The sequence below is a fragment of the Paraburkholderia aspalathi genome (assembly GCF_900116445.1).
Lineage (GTDB): Bacteria > Pseudomonadota > Gammaproteobacteria > Burkholderiales > Burkholderiaceae > Paraburkholderia > Paraburkholderia aspalathi.
This window is the reverse complement of sequence record NZ_FPBH01000003.1, coordinates 1-11,786: the sequence shown is the minus strand read 5'-3', so window position 1 is coordinate 11,786 and position 11,786 is coordinate 1. Positions and strand designations below refer to the sequence as shown.

General features: G+C 59.1%; 13 protein-coding genes and 1 pseudogene. 11 read left to right on the top strand and 3 right to left on the bottom strand.

Going from position 1 to position 11,786, the window contains the following annotated elements:
• Nucleotides 1-4: 4 nt before the first annotated feature.
• The 4 genes from BM438_RS05225 (at nucleotide 5) to BM438_RS05210 (ending at nucleotide 2,432) form a co-directional block, all read left to right on the top strand.
• Nucleotides 5-544: a type II secretion system protein gene (locus BM438_RS05225; RefSeq protein WP_093633281.1), complete on the top strand. Its 540-nt coding sequence runs from the start codon at nucleotides 5-7 to the stop codon at nucleotides 542-544.
• Nucleotides 545-553: 9 nt separating this feature from the next.
• Nucleotides 554-943 (top strand): type IV pilin protein, encoded by a 390-nt coding sequence (locus tag BM438_RS05220; protein WP_093633280.1) that lies wholly within the window; start codon nucleotides 554-556, stop codon nucleotides 941-943.
• A 107-nt stretch (nucleotides 944-1,050) separates the two neighbouring features.
• Entirely contained in the window at nucleotides 1,051-1,596 is a 546-nt protein-coding gene (locus BM438_RS05215; protein WP_244179258.1) for a type II secretion system protein, read from the top strand.
• A gap of 155 nt (nucleotides 1,597-1,751) precedes the next feature.
• A complete protein-coding gene (locus BM438_RS05210; RefSeq protein WP_093633279.1) occupies nucleotides 1,752-2,432 on the top strand; it encodes an alpha/beta hydrolase in 681 nt (226 codons plus the stop codon).
• A 137-nt stretch (nucleotides 2,433-2,569) separates the two neighbouring features.
• On the opposite strand, the gene BM438_RS05205 is transcribed toward BM438_RS05210, so the two are convergent.
• Nucleotides 2,570-3,013, bottom strand: coding sequence for a PaaI family thioesterase (locus tag BM438_RS05205; RefSeq protein ID WP_093633634.1), 444 nt, complete (start codon nucleotides 3,011-3,013; stop codon nucleotides 2,570-2,572).
• A 316-nt stretch (nucleotides 3,014-3,329) separates the two neighbouring features.
• Here BM438_RS05205 and BM438_RS05200 point away from each other — a divergent pair, with 316 nt between their 5' ends.
• The 7 genes from BM438_RS05200 (at nucleotide 3,330) to BM438_RS05170 (ending at nucleotide 10,070) form a co-directional block, all read left to right on the top strand.
• Nucleotides 3,330-4,445, top strand: a complete 1,116-nt coding sequence (locus BM438_RS05200) for a branched-chain amino acid ABC transporter substrate-binding protein (protein WP_093633278.1) — start codon at nucleotides 3,330-3,332, stop codon at nucleotides 4,443-4,445.
• 86 nt (nucleotides 4,446-4,531) lie between these two features.
• Nucleotides 4,532-5,449: a branched-chain amino acid ABC transporter permease gene (locus BM438_RS05195; RefSeq protein WP_093633277.1), complete on the top strand. Its 918-nt coding sequence runs from the start codon at nucleotides 4,532-4,534 to the stop codon at nucleotides 5,447-5,449.
• The gene (gene livM, locus BM438_RS05190) at nucleotides 5,449-6,735 is read left to right on the top strand and encodes a high-affinity branched-chain amino acid ABC transporter permease LivM (protein WP_093633276.1); all 1,287 of its coding nucleotides are present in this window, start codon (nucleotides 5,449-5,451) and stop codon (nucleotides 6,733-6,735) included. The genes BM438_RS05195 and livM overlap by 1 nt, the downstream gene beginning before the upstream one ends.
• Nucleotides 6,732-7,583: an ABC transporter ATP-binding protein gene (locus BM438_RS05185; protein ID WP_093633275.1), complete on the top strand. Its 852-nt coding sequence runs from the start codon at nucleotides 6,732-6,734 to the stop codon at nucleotides 7,581-7,583. The genes livM and BM438_RS05185 overlap by 4 nt, the downstream gene beginning before the upstream one ends.
• Nucleotides 7,576-8,301 carry an ABC transporter ATP-binding protein gene (locus BM438_RS05180; RefSeq protein WP_093633274.1) on the top strand — a complete coding sequence of 242 codons (726 nt, stop codon included), beginning with the start codon at nucleotides 7,576-7,578 and terminating at the stop codon, nucleotides 8,299-8,301. Before BM438_RS05185 ends, BM438_RS05180 begins: the two co-directional genes overlap by 8 nt.
• 407 nt (nucleotides 8,302-8,708) lie before the next feature.
• Nucleotides 8,709-9,518, top strand: coding sequence for an NAD(P)H-dependent oxidoreductase (locus BM438_RS05175; protein WP_093633273.1), 810 nt, complete (start codon nucleotides 8,709-8,711; stop codon nucleotides 9,516-9,518).
• A gap of 93 nt (nucleotides 9,519-9,611) precedes the next feature.
• The gene (locus tag BM438_RS05170; protein ID WP_244179257.1) at nucleotides 9,612-10,070 is read left to right on the top strand and encodes a VOC family protein; all 459 of its coding nucleotides are present in this window, start codon (nucleotides 9,612-9,614) and stop codon (nucleotides 10,068-10,070) included.
• A gap of 90 nt (nucleotides 10,071-10,160) precedes the next feature.
• Here BM438_RS05170 and BM438_RS05165 read toward each other — a convergent pair whose 3' ends face one another.
• Together BM438_RS05165 and BM438_RS46115 are read right to left on the bottom strand one after the other, a co-directional pair.
• The gene (locus tag BM438_RS05165) at nucleotides 10,161-11,639 is read right to left on the bottom strand and encodes an aldehyde dehydrogenase (RefSeq protein ID WP_093633271.1); all 1,479 of its coding nucleotides are present in this window, start codon (nucleotides 11,637-11,639) and stop codon (nucleotides 10,161-10,163) included.
• Nucleotides 11,640-11,665: 26 nt separating this feature from the next.
• Nucleotides 11,666-11,786 (bottom strand): annotated as a pseudogene (locus BM438_RS46115) (CoA ester lyase); the annotation flags it as partial.

Here is an 11,786-nt window from a genome sequence, read left to right as displayed (position 1 = left end):
GGCCATGCCGACGAACACAGTCCGCTCGCGTGGCGCAAGCCGGCCCGATCAGCGTGGATTCACGTTGATCGAGCTGGTGATTACGCTCGCGCTTGTGGCTATCCTGTCGCTCGCGATCATGCCGTTCTCCGAACTGATCGTGCAGCGTCAGAAGGAACAGCAGTTGAGCGCCGCGTTGCGCGAGATTCGCACGGCACTCGACGCATATAAGGATTCGAGCGACGTGGGTTTGATCGACAAGGAGGCGGAGGCGTCCGGCTATCCGCCGTCGCTGACCGTGCTCGTGACGGGCGTGCCCAATGCGAAGGATCCGAAAGGCAGTCTGTTGATGTTCCTTCGCCACGTGCCGCGCGATCCGTTTTTTTCTGGCGATCCGGACACGGCCGCGGAAGACACCTGGAACGTGCGGTCCTATGGCGTGCCGCCGGATCAGACCGGCGCCGATGGGCCGTCCGGGAATGATCAGGCCGGCAAGGACGTGTTCGATGTGTCGTCGAAATCCGATCGCGCCGGCATCAACGGCGTTCCGTACAAACAATGGTGACGGTGCATCATGAAACCCGCTCATACGCGCAGATTCCGCGCATTTACGCTGATCGAACTGGTTGTCGTGATGGCGATCATTGGCCTGCTTTTGACGATCGCTCTGCCGCGTTATATGCACAGCATCGAACGCGGCAAGGAGCAGGTCCGGCAGCAGAACGTCGCCGTGATGCGCGATGCGATCGATAAATACTACGGTGACAACGGCCAGTACCCGGATACGCTCGATGAACTGGTGACGAAACACTATCTGCGGGCGGTTCCGGTCGATCCGGTCAACGGCGACGACAAGTGGGCGGTAATCGCCTCGCCCGATGAAAGCAAGACGGGCGTGTACGACGTCGTGCCGGCGAGTGGTGCGCAGGGCACGCCTGCCGATCCGGCAGGAGCAGGCAAGTGAGTCGCGGCGCATTCTCAGCGCGAGGCGGCGCGCGCATTTCGTCGGTATCGAAGCGGGCTGCGCGACGCCGTGCCTCGCTTTGCGCCGCGCGCCAGCGTGGGCTTGTGATGCTGGCGCTATTGATCGCGCTGATGTTGATGTCTATTGCGTTGGCGGGCGCGCTGGATGTCTGGTCGCTGGAACGTCGGCGCGAGCAGGAGAAGCAACTGTTGTTCGTGGGTGACCAGTACCGGCAGGCAATCGTGCGGTATTACCGCGTTGGTCGCGTCTACCCCGCGTCGGTCGACGATCTGCTGGACGACGCGCGCTTCCCGGTTCCGATGCATCACCTGCGTCAGGCATACCCGGATCCGGTCACCGGCAAGACCGATTGGCTCTTCTTGCGGCAGGGCGATCGCTTTTATGGTGTGTATAGTAGCTCGGAGGCGCCGACGATCAAGCGCGCGGAGTTCCCGCGGCGATACGTAGACTTCGAGACCGAGCAGACTTACGGCGGGTGGAAATTCATCTACCTTGCGCCGGGGCTGCGCAGCACGCCCACCACTGCCGTTCCGGCGGCGCCCGGTCGTCCAGTGAGGACCATTGATCCACAGAATGGTGCGGTCCGCTTTCCGTCGGCAGGCTTCGGTGCAAACAGGATCGGTGGTCGTTAGCATCACAGGAGCAAGCCTCAGCTCTTCCATTACGGTCTCTCCCACGGGATGAGCCGTATCGACTACCAACCGAAGCGCTGGTGCCGCCCGGCGGTATCCTACTGGTATCGATCCCGATCATCTGAACGTTTTCCGAAGCCGAGGAGTTGCGAAACATGACCGAGCTATCACCAGCCATCGAAATCGAAACCGCGCCAGATCCCAGATTCGCCGTCATCCTGATGCACGGTCTCGGCGCCGACGCCAATGACTTCGTGCCGCTTGTCCCCGAATTGCGCCTCACCGGCGGACCCGCTGTGCGCTTCGTGTTTCCCAATGCACCTGAGATTGCCGTTACTGCAAACGATGGCTACGTGATGCGCGCGTGGTACGACATACGGTCGTTTCAGGACGTTAATCGACAAGTTGACGAAGCCGGTATCGAATCGTCTTGCGCGACCGTGCGGCGATTGATCGAAGTGCAGAACCAGCGCGGCATTCCGACTTCGAACATCTTTCTCGCGGGTTTTTCGCAGGGCGCGGCGATGACCTATTCAGCAGGACTGACGCACCCTGAGGCGCTTGCCGGCCTGATCGTGATGTCGGGCTATATACCGTCGCAAGGCTTCGTGGACAGCCGGTTGAGCGCCGCAAACAGCAGCACGCCGATTTTTGCCGCGCATGGCATACACGACGACGTGTTGCCAATCCGGCTAGGGGAGGCCGCGCGTGACTTTGCGATCGCGCGAGGTTGCAACGTCGCCTGGAGTGCGTATCCGATGCCGCATTCGGTGTGTGAGGAGGAGATCGCGGCGTTGCGCGTGTGGCTCGGCGGGCGCCTCACGGGCTCTCGTTGAATGCGCCGCAGCGTCTATTCGTGGAGCACGGAATTAGTGTTTCGTACATCAAGCACGACCAGCGCCTCAATGGGCGGCCAGAGACGCTGGCGATCGCGCGATGACGCCAGGCTGGACTGGTTCCGGTCCAGTTGGTCCTACTTCTCCACCCTGTCGTGCATCACCATGATCGTTTGTTGCATCAGCGCACAAAGCGTTTCATGGTCATCTTTGACAGCGAATACCTCTGCCTGAGTGACGATTAGCGTTCGGCCGGGACGGACAACCCGCCCACGGGCGATCAGGATTTCGCCGTCGGCCGGAGCGACCAGATTCATCTTGTATTCGACAGTCAATACAGACGCACTGGCCGGCACCAAGGTCATCGCAGCGTAGCCGCCTGCGGAGTCGGCAATCATACCGACCACGCCACCATGTACGAAGCCGTGCTGTTGCCCGACACCACTCCAGACTGGCAGGTGAATTTCGGTGCGGCCGTGCTCAATCACGGCCAGAGTCGCCTGAATCAATGTCATCGCATTCTGGCGCGTGAAGCTGGCGCGAATGCGTTCAGCGAAGAGGGAGTCGGGTATGTGTGCCATAAAGGGTATTGTATTGGTAAATTCCATGATCATATCCGTAGCACTGTCGGCGATAAATACGCGTAGTTTGCCGACTAGTCGTTTACTCGGTCATGTCTCTGGTCGAACCGCTGAATTGTGCCTTTTGCCGCGTACACCACACGGTATTCAGCATCTTTAGGCTGCACCTAATCCCCGCTTTCGAACAATCAAATTCCAAGCTGTTTTTGGCGTCGGCAACCTGCGTTCTACCTCGTGAACGAACGCGAGGCGACACTCAGGAACGATAGCCGAGACCTGTTCGTTCCTGCATCGAAGCCTGCTCTTGGAGATGGTTATGAACGGCCGGAAAGGATTGGTTAAATTAGGTGCGGCACTCAGCATGGGCGGAATGGCTCTGGCCTGCTCGGCCACTGCGGACGCAAGCGTTGTGGTGGGAGTGGCAGGTCCGATGACGGGGGAGTACGCGTCGGGGGGCGACCAGTTTCGCAAGGGCGCAGAACAGGCAGTGAAGGACATCAACGCGGCAGGCGGTTTGCTCGGGCAGCAACTTGACCTGGTCGTCGGTGACGACGTTTGCGATCCCAAGCAGGCAGTTTCCGTCGCCAACAGTTTCGTCAACAAGAAGGTGGCGTTCGTCGATGGCCACTGGTGCTCCAGTTCCACATTGCCCGCATCCGATGTCTACAACGACGCGCAGATCCCGCAGGTGACTGTGTCGACCAACCCCAAAATCACGGAACGCGGCATCAAGGGGATTTTCCGTATCACGGGCAGGGACGACCAGCAGGGGCAGGTCGCGGCGGACTATATCGCTGCAAACTTCAAGGGCAAGAAAATCGCCGTCATTGACGACAAGACGGCGTATGGCGGCGGTCTGGCGGACGAAATTGCAAAAGATCTGGCGGCGAAGCAGACACCCGTGGCGCTCCGCCAGTCGATCACTGCCGGTGAAAAGGACTACTCCGGCTTGATCAGCAAACTGAAGGCGAACGGCATTCAGGTTCTTGCTTACGGCGGCTACTACCAGGAAGTCGCGCTGATTCTGCGGCAGGCGGCGCAGGCAGGGCTCAACCTGACGGTCCTCGGCGGCGACACGCTGACGAACAATGAACTGGTGACGGCAGCAGGGCCGGAAATCAACAAGGTCCTGTTCACCTTCCCGCCCGACCCGCGTAAGAGTGTCGCAGCTGCAAAGGTGGTGGCGGCCTTTCGCGCGCAGAAGATCGAACCGGAAGGCTACATGCTGTACTCGTACGCCGCCATGCAGGTTTTCGCAGAGGCCGCGAAAAAGGCCAACTCCACGGACTACGCGGCGATCGTGAAGCAGCTTCACAACGCATCGTTCAGTACAGTAGTCGGCCAGGTGGACTTCGACGCGAAAGGCGATCTGAAGAGCCCCGGCTATGTGGTCTACCGGTGGAAAGGCAACAACTACGACTATGTGAAGTGACGCGTCCTGTCCAGTTTTTGTAGCAAGGAAAGAGGCGGCGCGTCGCTCTATTGCGCCGCCTCTGCAGCAGATTCACCGGAGAGGACATGAGCCAGGCACTGCAACAACTAATCAATGGGCTGACCTTGGGCGCCGTCTACGGCCTGATCGCGATCGGCTACACAATGGTCTACGGCATTATCGGCATGATCAATTTCGCTCATGGCGATATTTACATGGTGAGCGCGTTCATCGCCGTGACCTGTTTCACGCTGCTTGCAGGCAGCGGGGTCTCGTCGGTCGTGGCGAGCATTGCAATTACGCTGATCGTATCGATCGCACTGACGTCCGTATTCGGCTGGACCGTCGAACGTGTGGGTTATCGGCCGCTTCGCGGATCCAATCGACTCGCGCCACTGATCTCGTCAATCGGGATTTCCATCTTCCTGCAAAACATGGTTCAGCTGACTCAAGGCGCGCGAGTCAAGTCTATCCAGCCGCTTGTGACCGGAGGCGTGAACCTTTTCTCCGGCGAACAGTTTCACGGGCCATACGTTTCATACGTGCAAATTCTCATCGTGGTTGTGACGATTCTGCTGATGTGCGCCTTCACGCTATTCATCAATAAAACACCTTTCGGCAGACAGCAGCGAGCTTGTGAACAGGATCAACGGATGATGCAGTTCCTCGGCTACAACGTCGATCGGATCATCGCCCTGACGTTCATGATTGGCGCCGCACTGGCGGCCGTCGCAGGTGTCATGGTGACGCTGTACTACGGTGTGATCGATTTCTCGATCGGATTCGAGGCGGGTATCAAGGCGTTTACCGCAGCCGTGCTCGGTGGCATCGGCTCGATTCCCGGGGCAATGGTGGGCGGTGTGATCATCGGTTTGATCGAAGCATTCTGGGCTGCCTACCTCTCGCCCGAATACAAGGACGTGGCTACGTTCGTCATCCTGATTGTGGTCTTGATGTTTCGTCCATCCGGGCTTCTTGGCCGTCCCGAAGTGGAGAAAGTGTGATGAGTTCGACAGTCATGCAGGAAACGAATCTACATTTTCGCGTCAAGGATGCGCTTGGCGCGGCGCTGGTCGCGGGCCTCGTCGGCTTGCCCATGCTGGGTTTGACGACGCGAGATGGCAGCAATGGTCTCGAGGTTCATACACGATGGGCGCTGCTGGCGGTTTTCATCGCGATCGCATTTGCCGGGCGCATCGTCATGCAGCTTTTGCTGCAGCGTTTTAGTCTTTTTTCAAAGCGCCGGTCGCGTGCCAGGCCCGCTGCTCAAGTCGCGGGTAATGGCTCGCTTGTCTGGGCCGGCGCCGGATGCGTGGCGTTCGCGGTGCTGTTGCCCGCGTTATTCGCTGGAAACCGCTACGTCGTCGATACAGCGACGACCGTACTGATTTACGTCATGCTTGGCTGGGGCCTGAATGTCGTTGTCGGTCTGGCGGGGCTGCTGGACCTGGGTTATGTCGCGTTCTATGCGGTAGGTGCGTACACGTACGGCCTGTTGTCGACGCATTTTGGCTTTGGTTTCTGGCAGTGCTTGCCGATCGCCGGGGGCCTTGCTGCGGCGTTCGGCATGTTGCTTGGTTACCCAACCCTCCGGCTCAGAGGTGATTATCTGGCCATCGTCACGCTCGGCTTCGGGGAAATCATCCGGTTGATACTCGTGAATTGGGGCGACGTGACAGGCGGACCCAACGGCGTCTCATCCATTCCGAAGCCGACCTTCTTCGGGCTCCCCATGCAGGCATCTGGCGATGGTCCGACCTTCGCGACCGTGTTCGGCCTTGATTACTCGCCTGGCCAGCGAGTCGTCTTTCTGTACTACCTGATCCTCGCACTCGCGCTGCTGACGAACCTACTCGTCTCGCGCCTCAGACGGCTGCCCGTTGGGCGCGCGTGGGAAGCGGTGCGCGAAGACGAGATCGCCTGCAAAGCAATGGGGATCAACGTAACGAATGTGAAACTGTCCGCCTTTGCAACCGGCGCAATGCTGGCCGGATTCGCCGGCGTGTTCTTCGCCGCGCGGCAGGGGTTCATTTCGCCAGAAAGCTTCACCTTTTCGGAGTCGGCCACGATTCTCGCGATCGTGGTGCTCGGTGGTATGGGGAGCCAGCTCGGCGTCGTCCTTGCGGCGGCCTTGCTGGTGATTTTGCCCGAGTTAGGGCGTGATTTCTCCGAGTACAGAATGCTGCTTTTCGGTGTTGCAATGGTCTTTATCATGGTCGTGCGGCCAGGCGGCCTGATCAGCCATCGCCGTGCGACGGTCAGTGCGCCTCACGTGGAGGCAAAACAATGAACGACTCCACTTCGCTGCTCTGCGTTGAGAATCTGACCATGCAGTTTGGCGGCCTTCGCGCGATCGAAGACCTGTCCATGACGGCGCGCGCAGGAGAGGTGACGTCGGTGATCGGGCCGAATGGAGCCGGAAAGACGACGTTTTTTAACTGCCTGACGGGCTTCTATAAGCCGACCAAGGGCGCCATCACGTTGGGGCATCCCCGTCATGGGAAGCTTCGGCTGGATGCGATGAAGAATGTCGACGTGGCGCGGATTGGCCAGGTCGTCAGAACCTTCCAGAACATACGGCTGTTCCCGCGTATGACCGTGCTCGAAAACCTGATGATTGCCCAGCACAATGTGTTGCAGGACGCGTCCAGGTTCTCGCTTGCGGGCGCACTCAACGCGCGGTCGTTTCGACGCGCGAACGACAAGGCGATAGACAACGCTTTGACGTGGCTCGAGCGCTTGAGCGTTCGGGATATAGCCAACAAACCCGCTGGCGACATGCCCTATGGTGTGCAGCGTCGCGTCGAGATCGCGCGCGCGATGTGCGCGGACCCCATTCTGCTGTGTCTGGATGAGCCGGCTGCCGGTCTCAATCCGCGCGAGTCGGCGGAACTCACCGCGTTGTTGACCTCGCTCGCGAGAGAGCAGGGCATCGGGATATTGTTGATCGAGCACGACATGAGCGTCGTCATGAAGGTTTCAGATCACATTGTCGTGCTCAATCACGGTAAGAAAATTGCGGAAGGCTTGCCTGCTGACATCAAGGTGAATCCTGAGGTGATCAGCGCATACCTCGGGGAGGACGACGAGACGTCGTCACTCGGTGAAGCATCGCAGGAGAAATCAGCTCATGCTTAAGATTACCGAACTCAGTGCCCACTATGGCAGCGTCCAGGCACTACGCGGAGTCAGTCTGAGTGTGAAGACCGGTGAGATCGTCACGTTGATCGGCGCGAACGGCGCGGGCAAGTCGACGCTGATGAATACCATCTTCGGCTATCCACGGGCTAGCGGCGGCAAGGTCGAATTCGACGGACAGAATATTTCGAATCTGCCATCGCATGCGATCGGCAGGCTCGACATTGCGGTTGTGCCTGAAGGGCGCCGTATCTTTCAGCGGATGACCGTGCTCGAGAATCTGCTGATGGGCGATACGTCGGGCAATCGCCGGACCGCGGATGATCTCGAGCGCATGTACGAGATGTTCCCCATCCTGAGAAGCCGAGCTTCGCAGCGTGCCGGCACGCTGTCGGGAGGGGAGCAGCAGATGCTCGCGATAGGGCGCGCGTTGATGTCGAAGCCGAGATTGCTCCTGCTCGATGAGCCGTCGCTTGGTCTCGCGCCGATCTTCATCAAGAAGATTTTTTCGGTCATCAAGGAATTGAACGAGCAGCTCGGGATGACGATTCTGCTTGTCGAACAGAATGCGCATCACGCGCTGCGTGTGGCGCATCGAGGCTACGTGCTTCAGCACGGACAGATTGCCCTCGAGGGGAGCGGTGCTGAGTTGCTGGCCAACCCTGCAGTGCGGGCAGCGTATCTGGAGGGCGATACCGCTCAACTGGATGCGGCCTGAGCGGTGATCCGGCGCATGCGGGCTGCTCGTTCCCTACTTTGCGAGATCCGGAGCGGGGAATCACGGCAATTCTCCGCAACGCCATGATGCCCGGTAAGGGAGTTGAGAACCTTTGTTGATAGGGGTTCAGCGGCCAGTGTAAGAGCACTGACCATCAAGAAATATGCAGAATTCCGCGCAAATTAGCCGAGCCCTCTCAAGACCGGAATTTCGCAAAGATCCAGAATGCTGTAAACCGAATCGATCGCCGCTGCGGGATTGCGTTCCAGAATGAGGGCTGATCCATAAGCCTGCCTACTGGAACTACACGGGACCACACGGGGCGAATGGCGGCATATACGGAACGAATTCAAGTGCAGGCCACCGGCCGGCACGCTCAATGAACTGGTTTTTTGTGGAGTTTTGGCATGAAAGTGCTCATCGTTTTCGCTCACCCCGAACCCAAGTCGTTCAATGGTGCGCTGAAAGATACGGCTGTCTCGACCCTGAAAGCGCAAGGACACGAGGTTCAGGTAACCGACCTGTATCAACTGAAGTGGCGGCCCGAGCTCGGCATCGAGGACTTCGTAGGTGAGCGTCTCAATCCTGACTTCCTCGATCTTTCGGCGGAACAGGAACATATGTTCGGGACGTCCACGAAACCGACGCCCGATGTCTACGCCGAGCAGCAGAAGGTGCTCTGGTCCGATCTGATCATCTTCCAGTATCCGATGTGGTGGTTCGGGATGCCGGCGATCCTGAAGGGCTGGGTGGATCGCGTGATGACCCGCGGATTCGCCTATGCGACCGGGCGAAAATACGAGACCGGTATGTTCAAGGGCCGCAAGGCAATGGTCTCGACCACGACGGGAACGGCCGCGAGCCTTTACGAGCCGGACGGTGTCGACGGCGATATCAATCACATCCTCTGGCCGATCCACAACGGGATTTTCAATTACCTCGGCTTCGATGTGCTGCCGCCGCATGTATCGTGGATGCCTGGCCGCGTGAGCGCCGAGCAGCGGCAAGCGTACCTCGACGCCTACGCAGCGCGGTTGCGCACGCTCGAGAGCACGGAGCCCTTGTTCTTTCATCCCTTTGCGGACTTTGGTCCGGACCAACGTCTGAAGCCAGGTGTCGTGGCCCGTTCCGGTTTCCAATGGAACCCGGCCGTCGGCCAGTCGCACGACGAGGCGGCGGAAGCCTACACGCCGAAGAAGATTGCCAAGGCGGGATGATCCGGTGTGACGTCGGGCCGCAACTGCTGTAGAGAGCTTCTGCGGCCCAGCATCGAAACTGACCAGGAGAAACACACGATGGAAAAGCTACTCATGTTTCAGAAGCTGCACCACGTCTGCATCGTGGTTCGTGACATTGACAAGGCCGTGAAGTACTACGAGTCGATCGGAGTCGGTCCGTGGACAGATTTTCCGCCGTTGGATGCATACGAACTGGACGGCTACGATCGTGACGCTTTTCTTAAGATGCGCTACAAGTTCGCGAACATTGACAACGCCCAACTGCAGCTTTGCCAGCCAGGAGACGGAGACACGCCGCAACGACGCTTTCTGGAAACGCGCGGCGAGGGTGTTTTTCATCTCGGCTTTTCCGTCGAGAGTTGCGATAAAGCAGAGGAACAGGCTGCGAACGCCGGACTGAATGTTCTGGCACGCGGGCGTCTCGACGATCGAAGTGGCTTCACGTACTTCAAGACGGTCAACGAAGGGGCAGGGGTCACGTTGGAGGTTCGGGCGCCGAGTACCAAGGCAACTCAAGGCATCAAGTCCTGATACACGCTTTCCGTGTGATCCTTTCGTTATTCCGGTTACCCCAATTTAATTCAGAACTGCCCCGCGGCATGCCGCGGGGCATCTTCATTTTTATCTCATGACGAACGGGTTTGCAGTCTTGACCCCCGTATTGATCCAGACACTCTTCGTTTGCAGATACTCGCGGATCGCGTCGATACCGTTCTCGCGGCCAAGTCCCGAATCCTTGTAGCCGCCGAACGGCGACATGTAGCTGACCGCGCGATAGCTGTTCACCCAGACCATGCCGGCCTGCAGCTTTTCAGCGACGCGAATGGACCGGCCGATATCCTTCGTCCAAACCCCTGAGCCCAGACCGAAGCGCACATCGTTGGCGAGTGCAACCGCCTCGTCTTCGTCCTTGAACTTGATGATCGACAGGATGGGACCGAAGACTTCCTCCTGCGCGATTCGCATCCTGTTGTTCACGTCACCGAAGATGGTCGGCTCGACGAACCAGCCATTACCGCATTCGGGCGCACTCCCGGGCTTTCCACCGAGCAGCAACGTCGCGCCTTCCTGTTTCGCGGTTTCAATGTACGACAGAACCTTCTGGTATTGAGGACGCGTCGTTACCGGCCCGACCTGGGTATCCATACTCGAGGGATCACCCATTTTCGCGGTGCGTGCCAGCGTCAGGAGTTTGTCGACGAAGGTGTCGTAGATGCTTTCTTGCAACAACAATCGCGAACCGGCAATACAAGTCTGTCCGGTCGCGGCGAAGATGCCGGAAACCGCGCCATTCACCGCGTCTTCCAGATCGGCATCGTCGAACACGATGTTGGGTGACTTGCCGCCGAGTTCGAGACTAACGTGTTTGAACTGACGCGCTGCCGCCTCGTTGATCGCGCGGCCTGTGGAATCTGCGCCGGTGAACGTGATCTTCTTGACGAGGGGATGTTCCACCAAAGGCGAGCCGACGTCCGCACCGAATCCCGTCACGACGTTTACGACGCCCGGCGGAAAGCCAGCCTCGGTGAAGAGCTTCGCAAACTCGATCGTGGACGCCGAAGTGAACTCGGACGGTTTGATCACAACCGTGCAACCCGCGGCCAACGCGGGCGCAATCTTCCATGTCGCGAGTAGCAGGGGCGAATTCCACGGCGTGATCGCGGCGACTACGCCCAACGGTTCATTGCGCGTGAAGTTGAAGTAGCCCTTCTTGTCGAGCGGAATAACGGCACCCTGAATTTTGTCCGCGAGGCCGCCAAAATAGTAATACCACTGGGGCAGATACTGGCACTGCCCGAGCATCTCCGCCATGAGCTTGCCGTTGTCCCGAACTTCGAGCTCGGCAAGCCGCCTGGCGTCTCGCGCGATCAGGTCACCGACCCGATGAAGCAGCAGGCCTCGCTGGCTCGGAGACATCTGTGACCACGGTCCTGTACTGAATGCGGCATGCGCCGCTTGCACAGCTCGATCGACGTCGGTGCCGTTGCCTTTTGCAATCTGCGCCCAGGTTTCTCCGGTGAACGGATTTTCCGTATCGAACCATTCGCCCGAAGCGGGCTGGCAAGATTCGCCGTTGATGTACATCTCAAATCGTTGCATGACTCTCGTCTCCAATTGGTATTGAATCAGGCGCCAAGGGGCAGACGTCGCAGGGACTCTGCCAGGATTTCCTGCGCCTTCAGAATGACCGGCCGGTCGACCATGCGGCCGTCCACAGCAACGGCCGCGCCGTGGGATGCAGCGGCG

What these genes read in the sequence shown, in the direction of transcription:
- BM438_RS05165 (WP_093633271.1), bottom strand. Translation starts at nt 11,639, where the DNA reads ATGCAACGATTTGAGATGTACATCAACGGCGAATCTTGCCAGCCCGCT.
- BM438_RS05180 (WP_093633274.1), top strand. Translation starts at nt 7,576, where the DNA reads ATGCTTAAGATTACCGAACTCAGTGCCCACTATGGCAGCGTCCAGGCA.
- BM438_RS05195 (WP_093633277.1), top strand. Translation starts at nt 4,532, where the DNA reads ATGAGCCAGGCACTGCAACAACTAATCAATGGGCTGACCTTGGGCGCC.
- BM438_RS05185 (WP_093633275.1), top strand. Translation starts at nt 6,732, where the DNA reads ATGAACGACTCCACTTCGCTGCTCTGCGTTGAGAATCTGACCATGCAG.
- BM438_RS05215 (WP_244179258.1), top strand. Translation starts at nt 1,051, where the DNA reads ATGCTGGCGCTATTGATCGCGCTGATGTTGATGTCTATTGCGTTGGCG.
- BM438_RS05200 (WP_093633278.1), top strand. Translation starts at nt 3,330, where the DNA reads ATGAACGGCCGGAAAGGATTGGTTAAATTAGGTGCGGCACTCAGCATG.
- BM438_RS05170 (WP_244179257.1), top strand. Translation starts at nt 9,612, where the DNA reads ATGTTTCAGAAGCTGCACCACGTCTGCATCGTGGTTCGTGACATTGAC.
- BM438_RS05225 (WP_093633281.1), top strand. Translation starts at nt 5, where the DNA reads ATGCCGACGAACACAGTCCGCTCGCGTGGCGCAAGCCGGCCCGATCAG.
- BM438_RS05210 (WP_093633279.1), top strand. Translation starts at nt 1,752, where the DNA reads ATGACCGAGCTATCACCAGCCATCGAAATCGAAACCGCGCCAGATCCC.
- BM438_RS05220 (WP_093633280.1), top strand. Translation starts at nt 554, where the DNA reads ATGAAACCCGCTCATACGCGCAGATTCCGCGCATTTACGCTGATCGAA.
- BM438_RS05205 (WP_093633634.1), bottom strand. Translation starts at nt 3,013, where the DNA reads ATGGCACACATACCCGACTCCCTCTTCGCTGAACGCATTCGCGCCAGC.
- livM (WP_093633276.1), top strand. Translation starts at nt 5,449, where the DNA reads ATGAGTTCGACAGTCATGCAGGAAACGAATCTACATTTTCGCGTCAAG.
- BM438_RS05175 (WP_093633273.1), top strand. Translation starts at nt 8,709, where the DNA reads ATGAAAGTGCTCATCGTTTTCGCTCACCCCGAACCCAAGTCGTTCAAT.